14 protein-coding genes are annotated in these 17,644 nt (G+C 66.6%); 7 read left to right on the top strand and 7 right to left on the bottom strand.

Annotated features, from left to right (window positions below):
• Positions 1–60 precede the first annotated feature (60 nt).
• From AC1DQR_RS07545 to AC1DQR_RS07525, 5 genes are read right to left on the bottom strand one after another with little or no spacing between them, the layout of a single operon-like run.
• Positions 61–1,263 (bottom strand): acetyl-CoA C-acyltransferase, encoded by a 1,203-nt coding sequence (locus AC1DQR_RS07545; protein WP_477132819.1) that lies wholly within the window; start codon positions 1,261–1,263, stop codon positions 61–63.
• A 32-nt stretch (positions 1,264–1,295) separates the two neighbouring features.
• Positions 1,296–3,053, bottom strand: a complete 1,758-nt coding sequence (locus AC1DQR_RS07540; RefSeq protein ID WP_416051587.1) for a long-chain-fatty-acid--CoA ligase — start codon at positions 3,051–3,053, stop codon at positions 1,296–1,298.
• A 54-nt stretch (positions 3,054–3,107) separates the two neighbouring features.
• Positions 3,108–4,445: an MFS transporter gene (locus tag AC1DQR_RS07535; protein ID WP_416051588.1), complete on the bottom strand. Its 1,338-nt coding sequence runs from the start codon at positions 4,443–4,445 to the stop codon at positions 3,108–3,110.
• Positions 4,442–5,116, bottom strand: coding sequence for an alpha/beta fold hydrolase (locus AC1DQR_RS07530; RefSeq protein WP_416051589.1), 675 nt, complete (start codon positions 5,114–5,116; stop codon positions 4,442–4,444). Before AC1DQR_RS07530 ends, AC1DQR_RS07535 begins: the two co-directional genes overlap by 4 nt.
• A complete protein-coding gene (locus AC1DQR_RS07525; protein WP_416051590.1) occupies positions 5,113–6,048 on the bottom strand; it encodes an alpha/beta fold hydrolase in 936 nt (311 codons plus the stop codon). Before AC1DQR_RS07525 ends, AC1DQR_RS07530 begins: the two co-directional genes overlap by 4 nt.
• Before the next feature lie 241 nt (positions 6,049–6,289).
• On the opposite strand from AC1DQR_RS07525, the gene AC1DQR_RS07520 reads away from it, so the two are divergent.
• The 7 genes from AC1DQR_RS07520 (at position 6,290) to AC1DQR_RS07490 (ending at position 14,793) form a co-directional block, all read left to right on the top strand.
• Positions 6,290–7,474, top strand: coding sequence for an acyl-CoA dehydrogenase family protein (locus AC1DQR_RS07520; RefSeq protein WP_477132818.1), 1,185 nt, complete (start codon positions 6,290–6,292; stop codon positions 7,472–7,474).
• A 50-nt stretch (positions 7,475–7,524) separates the two neighbouring features.
• Positions 7,525–8,652, top strand: coding sequence for an acyl-CoA dehydrogenase family protein (locus AC1DQR_RS07515; RefSeq protein ID WP_416051592.1), 1,128 nt, complete (start codon positions 7,525–7,527; stop codon positions 8,650–8,652).
• Positions 8,653–9,085: 433 nt separating this feature from the next.
• Complete coding sequence (locus AC1DQR_RS07510; protein ID WP_416051593.1) at positions 9,086–10,042, top strand: ABC transporter permease; 957 nt, start codon at positions 9,086–9,088, stop codon at positions 10,040–10,042.
• Positions 10,042–10,977, top strand: a complete 936-nt coding sequence (locus AC1DQR_RS07505; protein ID WP_416051594.1) for an ABC transporter permease — start codon at positions 10,042–10,044, stop codon at positions 10,975–10,977. The genes AC1DQR_RS07510 and AC1DQR_RS07505 overlap by 1 nt, the downstream gene beginning before the upstream one ends.
• A 13-nt stretch (positions 10,978–10,990) precedes the next feature.
• A complete protein-coding gene (locus AC1DQR_RS07500) occupies positions 10,991–12,700 on the top strand; it encodes an ABC transporter substrate-binding protein (protein ID WP_416051595.1) in 1,710 nt (569 codons plus the stop codon).
• An 82-nt stretch (positions 12,701–12,782) separates the two neighbouring features.
• Positions 12,783–13,766 (top strand): ABC transporter ATP-binding protein, encoded by a 984-nt coding sequence (locus tag AC1DQR_RS07495; protein WP_309405275.1) that lies wholly within the window; start codon positions 12,783–12,785, stop codon positions 13,764–13,766.
• A complete protein-coding gene (locus AC1DQR_RS07490; RefSeq protein WP_416053358.1) occupies positions 13,753–14,793 on the top strand; it encodes an ABC transporter ATP-binding protein in 1,041 nt (346 codons plus the stop codon). Before AC1DQR_RS07495 ends, AC1DQR_RS07490 begins: the two co-directional genes overlap by 14 nt.
• Before the next feature lie 60 nt (positions 14,794–14,853).
• On the opposite strand, the gene AC1DQR_RS07485 is transcribed toward AC1DQR_RS07490, so the two are convergent.
• On the bottom strand, positions 14,854–16,083 hold the full coding sequence (locus AC1DQR_RS07485) for a TetR/AcrR family transcriptional regulator (RefSeq protein ID WP_416051596.1): 1,230 nt from the start codon (positions 16,081–16,083) through the stop codon (positions 14,854–14,856).
• Between the two features lie 109 nt (positions 16,084–16,192).
• Positions 16,193–17,638 (bottom strand): amidase, encoded by a 1,446-nt coding sequence (locus AC1DQR_RS07480; protein WP_477132817.1) that lies wholly within the window; start codon positions 17,636–17,638, stop codon positions 16,193–16,195.
• Between the last annotated feature and the right edge of the window lie 6 nt (positions 17,639–17,644).

Below are 17,644 nucleotides of genomic sequence, written 5' to 3'. Positions count from 1 at the left end.
AGTGCGTGGGTGTGTCGGTGTGTCGGTTCAGGCGGCTTGATGCGAGGGCTGGCGCCCGGCTCAGAAAATCTCGAACAGCCCGGCCGCCCCCATGCCGCCGCCGATGCACATCGTCACCACGCCGAACCTGGCGCCACGGCGCTTGCCTTCCAGCAGCAGGTGGCCGCTCATGCGCGCGCCGGACATGCCGTACGGATGGCCAATGGAGATCGCTCCACCGGAGACGTTCAGGCGCTCGTTCGGAATGCCGAGCGTATCGCGGATATGCAGGACCTGGCTGGCGAACGCCTCGTTCAGTTCCCAGATGCCGATGTCGCGCATCGACAAGCCATGCTGCTTGAGCAGCTTGGGAATGGCGAACACCGGGCCAATGCCCATCTCGTCCGGATCGCAGCCGGCAACGGCCATGCCGCGGTACGCGCCCAGCGGCTGCAGGCCGCGGCGTTCGGCTTCCTTGGCTTCCATCAACACCATGGCGGAGGCGCCATCGGACAGTTGCGAGGCATTGCCGGCGGTGATGAAGCTGCCCTCGGCCACGCGTTGCCCGTTCTTGAAGACCGGTTTGAGGGCCTGCAGGTCGGCCAGCGTGGTGCTGGGGCGGTTGCCCTCATCCTTGTCCAGCGTGACCTGCTTCTCGCTCACGGCGCCGCTGGCCTTGTCGGTGACCAGCATGGTGGTGGTGATTGGCACGATTTCCGCGTCGAAGCGGCCGGCTTGCTGCGCGGCGGCCGTGCGCTGCTGCGATTGCAGCGAGTACGCGTCCTGGGCTTCGCGGCTCACGCCATAGCGCTGCGCCACGATCTCGGCGGTCTCCAGCATCGTCATGTAGATCTGCGGCAGCGTGCGCACCAGCTGCGGATCCTGCGCGCGGTAGCGGTTGATCTTGTCGTTCTGGACCAGCGAGATCGACTCCAGCCCGCCGCCCACGGCAACCTGCATGCCGTCGACGATGATCTGCTTGGCGGCCGYGGCGATCGCCATCAGGCCGGAGGCGCACTGGCGGTCCATCGACATGCCCGACACCGTGACGGGCAGCCCGGCGCGCAGCAGCGCCTGGCGCGCGACGTTGCCACCCGTGGAGCCTTGCTGCACCGCGCAGCCCAGGATCACGTCTGCGATCTCCGCCGGGTCGATGCCGGCACGCTGCACGGCGTGCGAGATGGCGTGGGCGCCGAGTTCCTGCGCCTGCGTGTTGTTGAAGGCGCCGCGATGGGCCTTGCCGATCGGCGTACGTGCGGTGGATACGATAACTGCTTCACGCATGGGAAGTCTCCTGCAGTGTTTTGAGTGAATGCCTAACCGTGGCGGTGCGAAACGTCCTTGGCGATGGCCAGGAATGTCTCCAGGTCATCGCGGATCTGCTTTTTGTTGTACTTGCCTACGCTGGTCTTGGGGATGTCCCGCGTGATGGCGACGAGCTTGGGCAGCATCCACCTGGTGATCTTGCCGGTCTCGACGCCGTGCACCTTCAGGAAATCGATGACGCTGTCCTCGCTGGCCTCAAAGCCGTTGCGCACGCTGACCAGCGCCAAGGGCTTCTCGCCCCATACCGGATCGGGCACGCCGACCACTGTCGCCTCGTGCACGAAATCGGCCATCGCGATCAGGTTCTCCAGCAGTACCGTGGGCACCATTTCCGCGCCGCTGCGGATCACGTCCTTCATGCGGTCGGCGATGGTGATATAGCCCTCGGCATCCACCTTGGCGATGTCGCCGGTGTGCAGCCAGCCGTCTTGCCACAACTCCGCGCTTTTCTCGGGGTTGCGGTAGTACTGACCGGTTGCCCAGGGCGCGCGCACCACGATCTCGCCGACCGTGTGGTCGTCCTGAGGCACCGGCTTGCCTTTGTCGTCGATGACCTCCACCTCCACGCCAAGAATCGGCAGGCCGGATTTGACCAGCACCGCATCGGTCTCGTCCCGCTCCAGGTGGACCATGGTCTTCTTGATGAACGAGCCAACGATGGTGGGCGCGGTCTCGGTCATGCCGTAGCCCGAACTCATGCGGAAGGTGGGGATCAGGGCTTCCAGCTTGCGCTTGAGCCCGAGCGGCAGCGCGCCGCCGCCCACGCTGACGCGCACCAGGCTGCTGAGGTCGTACTTCTTCAGGTCCGGGTATTCGAGCAGCATGGCCGCGATGGTCGCCACGATGCCCACCGACGTCACCTTCTCGCGCTCCACCAGCTCGCAGAAGCCCTGTACGGTAAAGGTCCCGTGCAGCACGATCTTCTGCGCGCTATAGACCGCGACGAAAGGCTGCCCCCAGCCGTGGATGTGGAACATCGGCGTATTCAGCAGCGGCACCGCGCCTTCGCCCAGCCGCGTGCCCAGGCCATCGGCGATATCGTGGTCCGGCGTGTTGCCGATGGCGAGCTGTGCCATCATGTGGATCGTCAGCAGGTAGAGCTGGCGATGCGTGAAGGTGGCGCCCTTCGGCTGGCCCGTGGTGCCGGTGGTGTAGCACAACGTGGCGTTCACGTCCTCGTGCAGGGCGGGCCACTCGATGGTCTCGGCCTGGCGGGCGATCAGCGTTTCGTACTCGATGATGTTGGGGATGCGGGTCTGCGGCAGCCCCGGCTTGTCCGACATATAGACCACCAGCTCGACCACATCCTTGATCTGGTCGTAGATGCCCTCCAGCAAGGGCATCAGGGTGTCGTCGACAAACAGGATCTTGTCCTGCGCGTGCCGGATGGTGTAGACGATGTGCTGCGGGGACAGGCGGACATTGATCGGGTGCAACGTGGCGCCAATGCCTGTCACGCCGTAGTACAGCTCCAGGTGGCGGTGGGTGTTGAGCGCCATCGTGGCGATGCGCTCGCCAGGTTCGCCAGGCATGCCGGCTTGCACCTTGAGCTCGCCGCGCAGGCCGTTGGCCAGCTGGGCCACGCGCCGGTACCACTGCATCCAGGTAAAGCGGAAATACTCGCCGGTGGCGTGGTTGCGGTAGACGACGCCGATCTCGTTGGGATACATCCGCACTGGGCGCTTCATGATCGTGGTGAGCACAAGCGGGTAGTGCGTGCTGAATTCCGGATAGGTCCTGAATGTCATCCTGTCTCCTGTTGATCCCTGATCCTGTTGATCCCGATGATCCCGATGTTGGCGCTACGCGTTGCCCTCGCGCTGCGGCCGCGGGCGGCGGCGCGGCTCCTCCACCCGCAGGGCGAGCACAAAGGCGATGCTCATGACCACCATGGCCGCGACGAACACCAGCGAGAAGCGCACCCCCTGCGCCAGCATGCCGCCGAGGATCGGCCCGCACGCCATCATCGTGTAGGTCGCAGTGTCGGACACCGCCAGCAGCATCGGGCGATCGCGCCGGTTGCCGAACTCCAGCGCAAAGTTGTCCGCGGACAGGAAGTAGCCGCCAAAGCTGGCGCCCAGCCCGCAGAACACCAGCAGGAACGCGCCCAGGCCATCGCAAAGCAGCAGCGCGGCGGTGGACAGCACCCACAGCCCGATGCTGCACAGGAACACCAGCCGATAGCCGTGGCGGTCGGCCAGGCGGCCCCAGATCAGGTTGCTGGTGGTCTGCGCCAGCAGGTAGGCAATGCTCAGGTAGCCCAGCGTGGCACCCGAGAGCGGCAGATGGCTACCGACATAGATGGCATAGAACGGCACGGCCATCATGCTGAACGCCACCAGCGCGCGGGCCACGAAGAAGCGCACGTAGTGCTTGTCCGCGCGCAGCAGCGCCGGCACTTCGCGCAGGCGCTGGCGAAAGCCCGATTGCACGCGTACATCGTGCAGCACCGGCTCGCGCATGCGGGTCAGCGCGGAGATGCCCAGGCTGGTAAGGACGAAGGCGGCGAGGAAGGTGGTGGCGTAGCCATTGCCGAACACATTGCCGCCAACCAGGAAACGGCCGCCCAGATAGGCCACCGCCGCCGCGATCAGCCCGCCGAGGAAATTGCGGAACGCGCTCAACGCACCCCGCCGCTCCAGCGGAATGATCTTGGACGTGAGGTAGTTGAAGGTGACGTTCTGCACGCCGTTGAACAGGCCGAACAGCAGCAGGAACCCGGCGGCGGCGGCCAGCGCGCCGTCGCCCGAGAGCAGGAAGGCGGACAAGCCCAGGCCGAGGATCTGCAGGCGCACCAGCCAGCCCACCAGGTAGATCAGCGGCATCACGCGCTGGCGATGCTCGATCTGCGTGGCGCCCCAGATGGAGGACATCGCCATGCCGGCGTACTGCGCGCCAAGCACGCACCCCACCACCAGCTTGGAGCCGGACAGCAGGTAGATATAGGCCGGCACGAAGGTGGGGGCGGTCACCAGCCGGAAGCCGGTCATGCCCAGCATGCCGTGGACCAGGTAGGCGCGCGCGTTGCGTGGCAGGTGCTGCTGTACGTGGGCGCGGAAGCTGTCCTCGGCCAGTGCGTGCGCATCGCCATGTCCGGCATTCGTGCCACGGGCGGCTTGCGTGGCGAGTTCCGCTTTCATGCCTGAGCGTCTCCACGCATCGCCGCTTGCGCCGCGTAATGTTGCAGCGCCTGGTCCAGCTCGGCCTTCTCCAGCGAGAGCAGCTCTGTCACCGCTTTCAGCCAGTCCGGGCGCTCGCGCGTGCACACGGAGATCGGCTGCGGCGTGTCGGCGTGCTGCGCGGCCAGCATCGCGTAGTTGGCCGCGTAGCTCGGCGGGCGCACGTCAGTTGCCAGGTCGGCGATGGCGTACGGGTCGGGCGGGCCGGTGCGCGTGGTATCCACCACCGGAATATACGGATTGCGTGCGGCGGTGCCGCCACCGGCCAGGCCGGGGCCGTCGCGCAGGATGGCGCCGCGCACCTGCTCCGGGCGCGCGCCGGCCAGCAGCAAGGCGATATAGCCGCCCAGCCCGCGCCCCGCCACGGTTGACGGGCCCAGGTGCGCCAGTGCGATATCCGCGTCCGCCATCAGGAACTCGCAGCTGTAGCCACCGCCGCGCGGAATGTCCGAGAGCCCGTGCCCGGTGAAATCCAGCGCGTGCACCGTGCCGGGCCAGCCGGCGTACTCCGCCGGCAATGTGTCCGGCGATCGCTCGCCCAGCCCGTGCAGCAACAGCAGCGCGGGCCCGCTGCCGGTCTTGAGCGGATGCAGGGCAAGGCGCAGGCGATTGTGGCGCAGGTAGAGGGTCATGAACGGAGGAAGGGCAGGATGCGTTCCGCGGTCTCTCGCGGTCGCTCGATATGGATGAAGTGCCCGGTGTCGGCCATCACCTGTACCTGGGTCGAGGGCGGGAAGTACGGTGCCAGGTCGGCCGCGGTGGCATCCCAGCCCATCGGCTCGCGCTCCGTGCCGAAGATGGCCAGCATGGGAATGGGAAAGCCCGGCAGGCGGTCGGTCATCCAGCGCGCGCGCATGGGGCCAAAGCCGGAGGAGCCGATCACCGGGTCGAGCTTCCAGCGCCAGCCGTGCGCATCCTGCCGCGCGCCGAGCGCGGCCAGGTAGCACAGCCACGCATGGGCCAGCCGCGGGTTCATGCGGGCGCGCCGCCGGGCGAGTTCCTCAAGGGTGCCGGGCTTGCGTGCGAGGCCCGGGCTTTGCCGGCGCGTATCGAGCCAGTGCGTGATGATGGGCGCGGTCATCGATTTCTTGTCGCGCACGGCGCTGTCCGCGTGCGGATTGCGAAAGGGCAGGCCATCGATGGCGACAAAGCGGGTGAACCGGTGCGGCAGCGCCTGGATCGCATGCACCAGCAGCGAGCCGCCCTTGCTATGGCCGATTGCGATCAGCGGCTCGCGCGTGACCGAGTCGGCCACCGCCAGCAGGTCCCGCTCGTCCGCGACCCAGCTGTACAGGTCGGCATGCTCGGAGTCGCCGTGGCCACGCTGGTCGTAAGACACCACGCGGTAGCCGGCATCGGCCAGCAGCGGCGCGAAGACATCGAAGGTCCGCGCGAAATCCATGGCGCCATGCACCAGCAGGACCGGCGTGGCGTCGATCGCGCCCCACTCATGGACGGCGATGCGGATGCCGTCGGCGCTGACGGTGCGCGAGCGGTCCGGCGCCCGGGCTCCCGGAAAGGCAGGGATGGCACAGCGCGGCGCGCTGCTGGCTTTGGCCTCCACATTGTCTCCTGGTTGCGCCCCACGGGCGCCGACCGGCTTGGTGTGCTTGCCGGTTTAGTGGTTACGGTATGTTCCCGGGAATGCTATCACATTGGTGGAAAATGCATGATTGTCCGTAATGATGGGATGTTTGGTCATGCCATGGTTCCATTTTAGGAAACGGAGTATTGACGTTGCGGGGTCGGGCTTATATAACGAATCCAAACCAAAAAAAGACAAGCCATAAAAACAGGAGACAAGCGTGGATGACCTGGAAACCTTCCGGCAGGAGGTGCGTGCCTGGCTGGAGGCGCAATGCCCGCCCGAAATGCGGCAGCCCGTGCGCAACGAAGACGACATCTGCTGGGGCGGGCGCAAGTTCCGCTTCCAGTCCGAGGCGCAGCGCCTCTGGCTCGCGCGCATGGGGGGGAAGGGCTGGACGGTGCCGGAGTGGCCGCGCGAGTATGGCGGCGGCGGCCTCTCCCGCGAGCAGGCCAAGGTGCTGCGCCAGGAAATGCAAGCGCTTGGCTGCCGCGTGCCGTTGCAAAGCTTCGGCATCTGGATGCTTGGCCCGGCCTTGCTCCGGTTTGGCTCGGAGGCGCAGAAGCGCGAGCATCTGCCCAGGATCGCCCGCGGCGAGATCCGCTGGTGCCAGGGATATTCGGAGCCCAATGCCGGGTCGGACCTGGCCTCGCTGCAAACGCGCGCGGACGAGCGCGACGATCACTTTGTCGTCAACGGCCAGAAGGTGTGGACCTCGTACGCCGACAAGGCGGACTGGATCTTCTGCCTGGTGCGTACCGACTTTTCGGCACAGAAGCRCACCGGCATCAGCTTCTTGCTGTTCGACATGGAAACGCCGGGCGTGACGGCGCGGCCCATCGTGCTGATTTCCGGCAAGTCGCCGTTCTGCGAGACCTTCTTTGACGATGTAGTGGTGCCGCGCGCCAACCTGGTGGGCGAGCAAAACGGCGGCTGGGCCATCGCCAAGTACCTGCTGACCCATGAGCGCGAGATGATCAGCGGCATCGGCGGCCGCGGCCAGCGCCCGCCGATGGGCAAGCTGGCGCGCGACACGCTCGGCCAGAACGAGCGCGGTGAAGTCGACGCGCCCATGCTGCGCGCGCAGATCGCCACCTTCGAGATCGATGAAGCGGCATTCGCCCTGGCGGGGGAGCGCGCGCTGGACCTGGCCCGGCAGGGCGAGGGCATCGCCGCGTTCTCGTCGGTGCTCAAGTACTACGGGTCGGAGCTGAACAAGCGGCGCTATGAGCTGCTGATGTCCATTGGGGGCAGCGAGGCCCTGGAGTGGGAGAGCGAGCGCAGCAACGACGGTGCCACCGCGCGCGGCTGGCTGCGCAGCAAGGCCAACTCGATCGAGGGCGGCACGAGCGAAGTGCAGCTCAATATTGTTGCCAAGCGCCTGCTCGGCCTGCCCGGCGTCTGACCGCCCCAACTCCACGCTTGAATGCTCAGGGACCGACTATGGCAATCGTATTGAATCAGACCCAGGAGATGCTGCGGGACAGCGCCCTGGCATTCCTGCGCGAAAGCGCACCCATCCCGATGCTGCGCAAGCTGCGCGACACGCGGGACGACACGGGCTTCTCGCCCGCCCTCTGGCGGGAGTTTGCCGAACTGGGCTTTGCCGGCGTGCTGATCCCCGAGCAGTATGGTGGCAGCGAGCTCGGCGTGGTGGAGGCGGGCGTCCTGATGGAGGCGCTTGGCCGCACGCTGGCCCCCACGCCGTTTTTCTCCACCGCCTTGCTGGGCGCTTCGTTGATTTCCCGCGGCGGCAGCGCAGCGCAGAAGGCGCATTTCCTGCCCGCCATGGCGGCTGGCAAGCACCTGACCGCGCTGGCGATCGACGAGGGCGCGGCGCACCGCCCGGAGCGCCAGGCGCTCGCCGCCGTGCGGCAGGACGGCGGGTTCGTGCTCAATGGCGCCAAGGTCTTCGTCATCGACGGACATATCGCCGATACGCTGATCGTGGTGGGCCGCACCAGCGGCAACACCAGCGACCGTGACGGCGTCACGCTCTTCCTGGTGCCGCGCGGCGCCGATGGCATTACCGTGGAGCGCACCGTGATGGCGGATGCCCGCAATGCCGCGCGCGTGCAGTTCCGGGATGTGCGCGTGCCGGCGGACGCGGTGCTGGGCGAGGCCGGTAGCGGCGCGGCCATGCTTGAGCACGCGCTCGATATCGCCCGCGTGGCGCTGGCGTCCGAGCTGGTCGGTATTGCCGACGAAGCCTTCGCGCGCACGCTGCAATACCTGAAAGAGCGCAAGCAGTTCGGCAAGATCATCGGCGAGTTCCAGGCCCTGCAGCATCGCGCTGCCCATCTGTTCAGCGAGATCGAGATCACGCGCGCGGCGGTGCTGCGCAGCCAGCAACTGCTAGACGACGGCCCGGCACAGCCAATCGCGCTGGTCTCCGTGGCCAAAGCCCGCGCCGGGTCCACGGCGATGCTCGCGGTGCAGGAGGCCGTGCAGATGCACGGCGGCATTGGCATGACCGACGAGTTCGAAATCGGCTTCTACATGAAGCGCGCCTGCGCCGCGCAGATCCTGCTCGGCGACACCAACTTCCACGCCCAGCGCTGGGCGACCTTGCGCGGCTACTGAGCGCCGCAACGCACCATCTTCAACCGTGTTTGCAGGCCGTCCACGCGCAGGCGTGGCGCCTGCGCTCGCCCTCGCGTTTCCCGGCGCGCGTTTGCGCCGCACAAGCGGCCCGCCACGGCGGCGCCGACCTAGGTAAATCCACTAGACATTCAAGGGTCACTTCGGTTGTCATGAATTAGAACTCTGGGTATGCTGAATGGGCTATCTGCACAAACAGCAGCTCGGTGGAAGACTCCCAGGGATACATTCCTTGATCGCATCAGATATCGCTTTATTTACGTGTTAAGCGATGATTGTCTGGTGTGTTTGGCGACCACGCGAAGCACCGAACAGGAGACGGCATGCTCGGGGCGGCATTCTTTATCGTATCCACGGTATCCTTTTTAAGGGCATACGGCATGGCCCGGACTGGCGTCACGGAAGCGGGCGCGCCATGAGTGCCTACATCCTGCGCCGCCTGCTGGCGCTGCTGCCCACGCTGCTGTTCGCCAGCCTGATCGTCTTTGTGATCGTGCGCATGGTGCCGGGCGATGTGGTCGACCTGATGCTGAGCCAGAACGACATCAGCGCCGACACCAAGAGCCGCGAGGACCTGATCCGCGCGCTGGGCCTGGACCAGCCGATGTGGTTCCAGTACGTCCACTGGATCGGCAACATCGTGTTGCACGGGGATCTCGGCCAGTCGCTGTGGCAGGGTGAGCCGGTGCTGAAGATGGTGCTGGCGCGCATGCCCGCCACCTTCTCGCTGGGCGCGCTTGCCTTGTTCGTGGCGCTGTCGGTTGCGCTGCCCGTGGGCGTGCTCTCGGCGATTCGGCAAGACACCGCGGCCGACTACGTGGCGCGTTCGTTTTCCATCCTGATGCTGGCGGTGCCCAGCTTCTGGATGGGCACGATGGTCATGGTGTTTCCTTCGGTGTGGTGGGGCTGGTCGCCCGAGGTGCGCTACGTTCCCTTCCTGGAGGACCCGCTCCAGCACATCAGCAACATGCTGGTGCCCGCCATCATCCTTGGCATGGCACTGTCGGCCATCACCATGCGCATGACGCGCACCATGATGCTGGAGGTGCTGCGCCAGGACTACATCCGCACGGCCTGGGCCAAGGGCTTGAACGAGCGCCTGGTGATCCTGCGCCATGCGCTGCGCAACGCGCTGATCCCGGTGGTGACGCTGATCGGCCTGCAAGCGCCGCTGCTGATCGGCGGGGCCGTGGTGATCGAGCAGATCTTCGCGCTGCCGGGCATGGGGCTGCTCCTGCTGGACGCCGTGAACCAGCGGGACTATCCCGTGATCACCGGCGTGTTCCTGGTGGTCGGGGTGGCTGTCATGCTCATCAACCTGCTCGTGGACCTGAGCTACGGGCTGTTCGACCCGAAAGTGAGGCATCGCTGATGGCACGTCCAATCGCAAACGCCCCGGCGCTCAAGACGGCGCAGGCCGTTCCTGCCGTGCCCCCCACGTCTGGCCCGGGCCGGCTCGGGTCAGCCTTCGCACTCGCGGGCCGCCTGTTCCGCGAGAAGCCGCTGGGCGCCGCCGGCGCGGTGATTTGCATGATCTTCCTGTTCTGCGGCGTCTTTGCCGACTGGCTGGCGCCGTATGGCGTCAACGAGATCAGCATGATGAAGCGGCTGCAGCCGCCGTCGTGGGCGCACCCCTTCGGCACCGACAACCTCGGGCGCGACATGCTCTCGCGCTGCCTGTACGGCGCGCAGCTTTCGGTCATCATCGGGCTGTCGGCCGCCACGCTGGCTACCGCCATCTCGGTGCTGATCGGCATCCTGACCGGCTACCTGGGCGGCAAGTTCGACCTGATCGTGCAGCGCATGGTGGATGCGTGGATGAGCTTTCCCGACCTGGTGATCCTGATCGTGGTGGTGTCCGTGCTTGGCCCGGGCAGCTGGCAGATCATCGGCACGCTGGGCCTGCTGCTGGGCGTGGGCGGCTCGCGCATCATCCGCAGCGCGGTGGTCTCGGTGCGCGAGAACATGTATGTGCATGCCGCGCAGTCCATGGGTGCTTCCACCGGCCGCATTCTCTGGCGCCATATCCTGCCCAATGTGCTGCCGCCCATCATCGTGCTGTTCACCACGCGCGTGGGCACCGCGATCCTGGCCGAATCCGGCCTGTCCTTCCTCGGGCTGGGCGTGCCGCCGCCCGCGCCGACCTGGGGCGGCATGCTCTCGGGCAACGGCCGCACCTTCATGTTCCAGGGGCCCTGGCTGGCCTTGGCCCCCGGCATCTGCCTCACCGTTGTCGTCTATGCCATCAACGTCTACGGCGACGCACTACGTGACCTGCTCGACCCGCGCATGCGCGGGTCGCGATAACCAACAACGGAGGATGACGATGGAGGGACGCGGCTTGAACCGGACAATATCTTCAGTGGTGGCGGGCGTGGTGCTGGCGCTTGCCACCGGCGCGGCCTGCGCGCAGGCCGAGGCGCCGAAGTACGGCGGCAATCTCGAGATCGGCTCCATGTATCCCACCATCTCCGCCCTGTCGTGGGACCTGGCCGACTGGAACTGGAAGCAGAACTACGACACCGGCCAGGTCTACGAACAGCTCTTTGTCGCCGACCTTTCCAAGGCCCGGCGCAATGGCGGCAAGTATCCGTTCCAGGCCGATGCGTGGCTGCCGGAGGATGCAATTCGCGGCGAGCTGGCCGAGAGCTGGAAGTGGGTCGACCCGCTGACGCTCGAAGTCAAGCTGCGCAAGGGCGTGAAGTTCCCCGCCAAGGCGGGCGTGATGGAAGAGCGCGAACTGGTGGCCGACGACGTGGTCTTCAGCTACAACCGCCAGAACACCAGCGCCAAGAAGATCCCCACGTATTACGACCACCTCAACAAGGTGGAGGCAACGGACAAGTACACCGTGGTCTTCCGCTTCAAGGAGTTCAACGCCGAATGGGATTACCGCTTCGGCTGGGGCTACTACTCAGGCATAATGCCCAAGGAAGTGGCGGCGGCCGGGGCCGGCAACTGGAAGAATGTGAACGGCAGCGGGCCGTTCCTGCTGAGCAACTTCGTCCAGGGCACAGCCAGCACTTACACGAAGAACGAGCAATACTGGGATAGCGACAAGATCGCCGGCAAGGACTACAAGCTGCCCTTCGTCGACAAGGTCGTGCTGCGCACGGTCAAGGACGAGTCCACCCGCAACACCATGCTGCGCACTGGCAAGCTGGATGTGCTCGAGTCTGTCCGCTGGACCGCGGTCGATGAGCTCAAGAAGAATGCGCCGGCGCTCAAGTGGTCGCGCTGGCTGTCGACCAACGGCCAGTACGTGGCGCTGCGCGTCGATACCAAGCCGTTCAACGACCTGCGCGTGCGGCGCGCGCTGAACATGGCGGTCAACAAGCAGGAGATCGTCAAGCAGTTCTATGGCGGCAATGCCGAACTGTTCGCCTACCCGCAGCATCCGGATTACACCGGCTACTTCGAGCCGCTGAGCGCCATGCCGGACTCGGTGAAGGAGTTGTTCTCCTACAACCCGGACAAGGCGCGCAAGCTGCTGGCCGAGGCGGGCTACGCGAAGGGCTTCACCTTCAAGGTGCAGGTATGCGCCTGCCAGCCGGAGCACCTGGAGCTGCTGCCGCTGATCGGCGCCTACCTGGAGCAGGTTGGCGTGCGCATCGAGATCCAGCCGATGGAGTACGGCGCGTTCCTGTCGGCCATGACCACCAAGACCAATGCGCCCGGTTACCTGATGAGCAACGGCCATACCAACCCGACCACCACGATCCGCAAGAGCTTCGTGAAGGGCCAGGTCTGGAACGCCGCGCAGTGGGGCGACGCCAAGTACGAGCAGCGCGTGAACGAAGCCTTCCAGATGCGTGACCTCGGCCGCCGGCAAGAGGCCTTGCGCTCGCTGACGCGCGATGTGCTTGCCGATGCGCCGTATATCTGGTTGCCGACCCCTTACGTGTACACCGCATGGTGGCCTTGGGTGAAGAACTACAACGCCGAGCTGCGCGCGGGCGCGGTCCGTCCCGGCCCGATCTACGCGCGGATGTGGGTCGACCAGGACATGAAGAAGAAGATGGGGTTCTGATTTCCTTGCTCCCACCTTGCTCCAACTTTGCTCCATGCTTGTCCACACCTGTCCCACGCCCGTCCCTTTCAAGGAGGCCCGCATGACGCAGCCCATCCTGCAGGTGAACCAGCTGACCACGCGCTTTCGCACCGACCGGGGCGTGGTCACGGCGGTGGACCAGGTCTCGTTCGATGTCGCCCCCGGCGAGACGCTGGCCATCGTCGGCGAGTCCGGCTCGGGGAAAAGCGTCACCGCGCTATCCATCCTGGGCTTGATTCCCAGCCCGGCGGGCCGCATCGAATCGGGCGAGATCCTTTTTGACGGGCAGGACCTGCTCAAGCTCAGCCCGGCAAAAATGCGTGCGATCCGCGGCAACCGGATCGCGATGATCTTCCAGGAGCCGATGTCGTCGATGAACCCGGCGCTCACCGTGGGCAAGCAGATCGCCGAGCCGATCAACCTGCACCAGGGCATGCCCTGGAAGACCGCCCTGGGCATCGCCGGCGAGCTGCTTGGCAAGGTGCAGATCCCCGAGCCGCAGAGCCGGCTGGGCGCCTATCCGCACCAGTTCTCGGGCGGCATGCGCCAGCGCGCCATGATCGCCATGGCGCTGGCCTGCAAGCCGCAGCTGATCATCGCGGACGAACCCACCACCGCGCTCGACGTCACGGTGCAAGCGCAGATCCTTGACCTGCTCAAGGACCTGGCCAGCCAGTCCGGTACGGCACTGGTCCTCATCACGCACGACCTGGGCGTGGTGGCCCGCTATGCCGATCGCGTGGCCGTGATGTACGGCGGCCGCATGGTCGAGACCGCCACGGCGCGCGAGCTCTACGGCCATCCCGCGCACCCGTACACGCGCGGGCTGATGGCCTCGGTGCCGCGTATCGACGGCGATACCCGCCAGCCGCTGGTGCCCATCGACGGCCAGCCGCCCGACCTTACCGCGCTGCCGCCAGGGTGCGCTTTCATGCCGCGGTGCAAGCTCGCCACCGATCAATGCGGCCTGTCGCGCCCCGCGCTGCGTGCCGTGCGGCCGAATCACTTCAAGGCATGTTTCCTCCATGACCATGACCACCACTGAAGCACGGGCAGTGCCCGCTGCGCGCCAGCACGGCAAGATCGGCGACGAGATCCTGCGCGTCGAGGACCTCAAGGTGCATTTTCCCGTGACCCAGGGCGTCTTCATCAAGCGGCAGGTGGGCTCGGTCAAGGCGGTGGACGGCGTATCGTTCACCCTCAGGCGCGGCGAGACACTGGGCCTGGTCGGCGAAAGCGGCTGCGGCAAGTCCACGACCGGCCTCGCCATCATCAAGATGCTGGCCGCCAGCGGCGGACGGATCGCCTTCGACGGCGACGACTTCGCCACCTTCAGCAAGGCGCAGGAGAAGAACTTCCGCCGCAGCGTGCAGATGGTCTACCAGGATCCGTTCGGCTCGCTGAACCCGCGCATGAAGGTCTGCGACATCATCGGCGAGCCGCTCGAAGTGCACGGCATGGCCAACGACCGCGAGCACTATCGCGCCCGCATCGCCGAGCTGCTGCAGATGGTCGGCCTGCTGCCTTATATGGCGGACCGCTACCCGCACGAGTTCTCCGGCGGCCAGCGCCAGCGCATCGGCATTGCCCGCGCGCTGGCGGTCGAACCCAGCCTGATCGTTTGCGATGAACCCGTCTCCGCGCTGGATGTATCGATCCAGGCGCAGGTGGTCAATGTGTTCATGGAACTGCAGCGGCGGCTCGGGCTGACCTATATCTTCATTGCGCACGACCTGGCCGTGGTGCGCCACATCAGCGACCGCATCGCCGTGATGTACCTCGGCCGCATCGTGGAAATCGCCAGCCGGGACGCGCTATATGCGAATCCCCGGCATCCCTACACCAAGGCGCTGCTGTCCGCCGTGCCGGTGGCGAGCGTCGAAGCCGAGGAAAGGCGCCAGCGCATCGTGCTCAAGGGCGAAGTGCCAAGTCCGCTGAACCCGCCATCCGGCTGCCGCTTTCACCCGCGCTGCGCGCAGGCAACGCAGCGCTGCAGGGTGGAGGATCCGGTGCTGAGGGAACGGGGAGGTGGGCAGATGGTGGCTTGCCATCTGGAGGACCTTGAGGGATGACACGGGAAGCGAGGAGCCAGGCCTTGGTGCATCGAAGCGCATCCAGGCGCACCCTCGCGCTCACTGCCCTGAAAATATCCCCAGGAACAAAGGCCGGATAAACAAATCCGCCGCGTTTTCCCCGGATGCATCCGGCACCCACCGCCGCAACTCCACTGCGGCATTGATCATCCCATTTACCTGCAACGAAGCAATCGACTGATCCAGCGCCCGGATCGACCCGTCCTGCATCCCTTGCACCAGGAACCGCGCAAACCGCGCCGACAGCCGGTTCATCGTCAGCATCTTCTCCTTGCGCATCTCCTCGGGCAGCGCGCCGTAGATAGTCAGCCGCAGCAACGGCCCCTGGCTGGAAAACTGATAGCTGACCAGCGCGCGCGCGATCGCGCACAGCTTGTCCCAGCCGGTGCCCGGGCCGTCCTCCACCTTCGACTGCGCATCGCGGATCACCGCGAACATGCGGTCGAAGCAGGCGGAGATCAGGTCGTCCTTGTTTTCGTTGTGGTGATAGAAGGCCCCCTTGGTGAGATTCAGCCGCGCGGAGATGCGATCGGCGGAAGCGCCCCGATAGCCCAGTTCATTGAGCAGTTCCGTGGCGGCGCGCAGGAAGGCTTCCTGCGTGGTTTCGGCTTTGGAGATCGGCGGCGTCCCGGCCGGGGCGCTGTCCCATCGCGATGACGGTGACGCAAAGCCGTTGAGCAGGATATCCACGACGGTATCCGCCACCTTCGGATAGTCCTCTGGCTCATAGCGCTCCACCCATGTCATCGCGCCGCTGGTCAGCGACAGCAGCAAGTGCGCCGCCGCGCTCAGGGCGCTGCGTTGCGCCGGGTCCTTGGGTGTGTCGCTGCGCAGCACCTTGCGGATGCGCCGGAACATGTCCGTGTAGGCCGCGAAGGCGACGTCCGCGTGGGTGTCGGGCAGCGAGCGGATCTCGCGAAAGCTCATCAGCTCGGGGCGCTCGCCGGTTGCCGTCCTGGCCAGCCGCTGGAAGAAAAGCGCGATGAAGCGGCGCACCCTGGCCTGCGGCAGCGGCTCGCTGGCCGTGGCGTCGGCGATGCCCGCGATTTCATCGATGGTGCGCATCAGGCACGCCACCACAAGGTCTTCCTTCTTGCGGTAGTAGTAGGTGATGCTGTTGGTGCTCAGGCCGACTTCCTGCGCCACGTCCGAGAGCGTGGCGCCGCGCAAGCCCTTGCGGTTGAACAGCCGGGCAGCGGCATCGAGGATCGCCTCGCGTTTTTCCACGTACCGGCGTGTCGGGCGGGCTTCCGCTGTTTCCTTGAGCATGAGGCGAGATATCTGCGATGGTTGGCCGGGAGCGCGGATTATAGAGGTGGCCCGCGCGGGTTGAGGCTGTGCCGAGTCTACCATCGCGCCGGCCTGCCATTTCAGATGCTTACCCGTTGTCCGGCTCCGCCGCGATGCCGGCCACCTTCGTGCCATTGAGCACGGGTTCGATACGGTGCCAGATGGTGGCTTGCTGGAATGCGGCGCAGGCGTCAAGCAGGGTACCTTCGGCCCAAGGCCTGCCGATCAGCTGCAAGCCCACGGGAAGGCCGTCGGGCGTGAATCCCACTGGCAGCGACACGGCAGGCAGGCCGAGATAGCTGATGCAGCGGTTGGCGCGCAATAGCGAGGTTGTTACGCGCACCGCTTGCGCGGCGTCTTGCGCCACGGAGGCGATCCGCGGCGTTGGCACCGCAACGCTGGGCGCCACCAGCACATCGCATGCCGAGAAGACGTGATCGACAAAGCGCCGCAGCGCCAGCGGCCGGTAGGCCAGGGCGCGCGCGTAATCGTCGGGGCCGGCCGCCAGCGCCGTCTCCAGCCGCAGCCGCGTGGCACGGGCCAGGCGATCCGCGTGGTTGCGCAGGCGCTCGCCGTGGAGCGCTATCGCTTCGCGCCACGTCACCACGGTGGCCGCGGTATCGCAGGCCTCGACGCCGGGCACGGTCTGCTCATGCAAGCTGGCGCCCAGCGACTCGAACGCTAGCAAGGCGCGGGCAATCACCGAGGCGCCGTCGTCATGCGTTACCTCGAAGAACGGGTGCCGGGCAATGCCGATGCGCAGGCCCGCCAGCGGACTGCGGAGGTCGCCGATGCGATCGAACGTGTTGACCCGCGCGGCCGTTGGATCCAGCGCGTCGAGCACCGCCGCGCAATCCCTGGCGGTCCGGGCGATGATGCCGAGCGTGTCCTGCGACGGCGACAGCGGGACCGCGCCGCGCGTGCAGAGGCGGCCCCAGGTGGGTTTCAGGCCGACCACGCCGCACATCGACGCCGGAATGCGGATCGAGCCACCGGTATCCGCCGCGATGGCGAACGGCACCGCGCGCGCCGCGACCGCCGCCGCCGCGCCACCCGACGAGCCGCCGGTGATGTAGCGTGGATCCCACGGGTTGCGGCAGTGGCCGTAGTGATCGTTCAGGCCGGTGGCGCCGTAGCTGAGCTCGTCGAGCGCGGTGGCGCCCAGGCCGATCGCGCCGGACAGGTGCAGGGCTTCAAGCACGGCCGCCGGCCTTCGGGCCGCCGCCGGATCGTCGATCAGGTCGTCGAACAAGGAGCCTGCGCGCGGCGGCCGGGCGGGGTCGGACAGCACGTCCTTGTGTGCGAACGGGATGCCCCAGAGGGGGGGCTGGGCCGCGCCGGCCGCGCTGTGCGTCTCCAGCCGGATGGCGTGGGCGAGCGCGCCTGCGTCGTCCAGCGCGGTAAAGCAATGCGTGGCGGTGTGCGCCGCCGCGGCCCGCCGCAGGCAGGCTTGCACCAGCGCGGAGGGTGACAGGCGCCGGTGGGACAGCGCCATGCGCAACTCGGCGACGCTCAGGAGAGTGGGGTCGGTCATCGTCCT

Source organism: Cupriavidus sp. 05L411, assembly GCF_056398045.1.
Note: the sequence above shows the minus strand (reverse complement) of the source record. Positions and strands in the feature narration are given on the sequence as shown.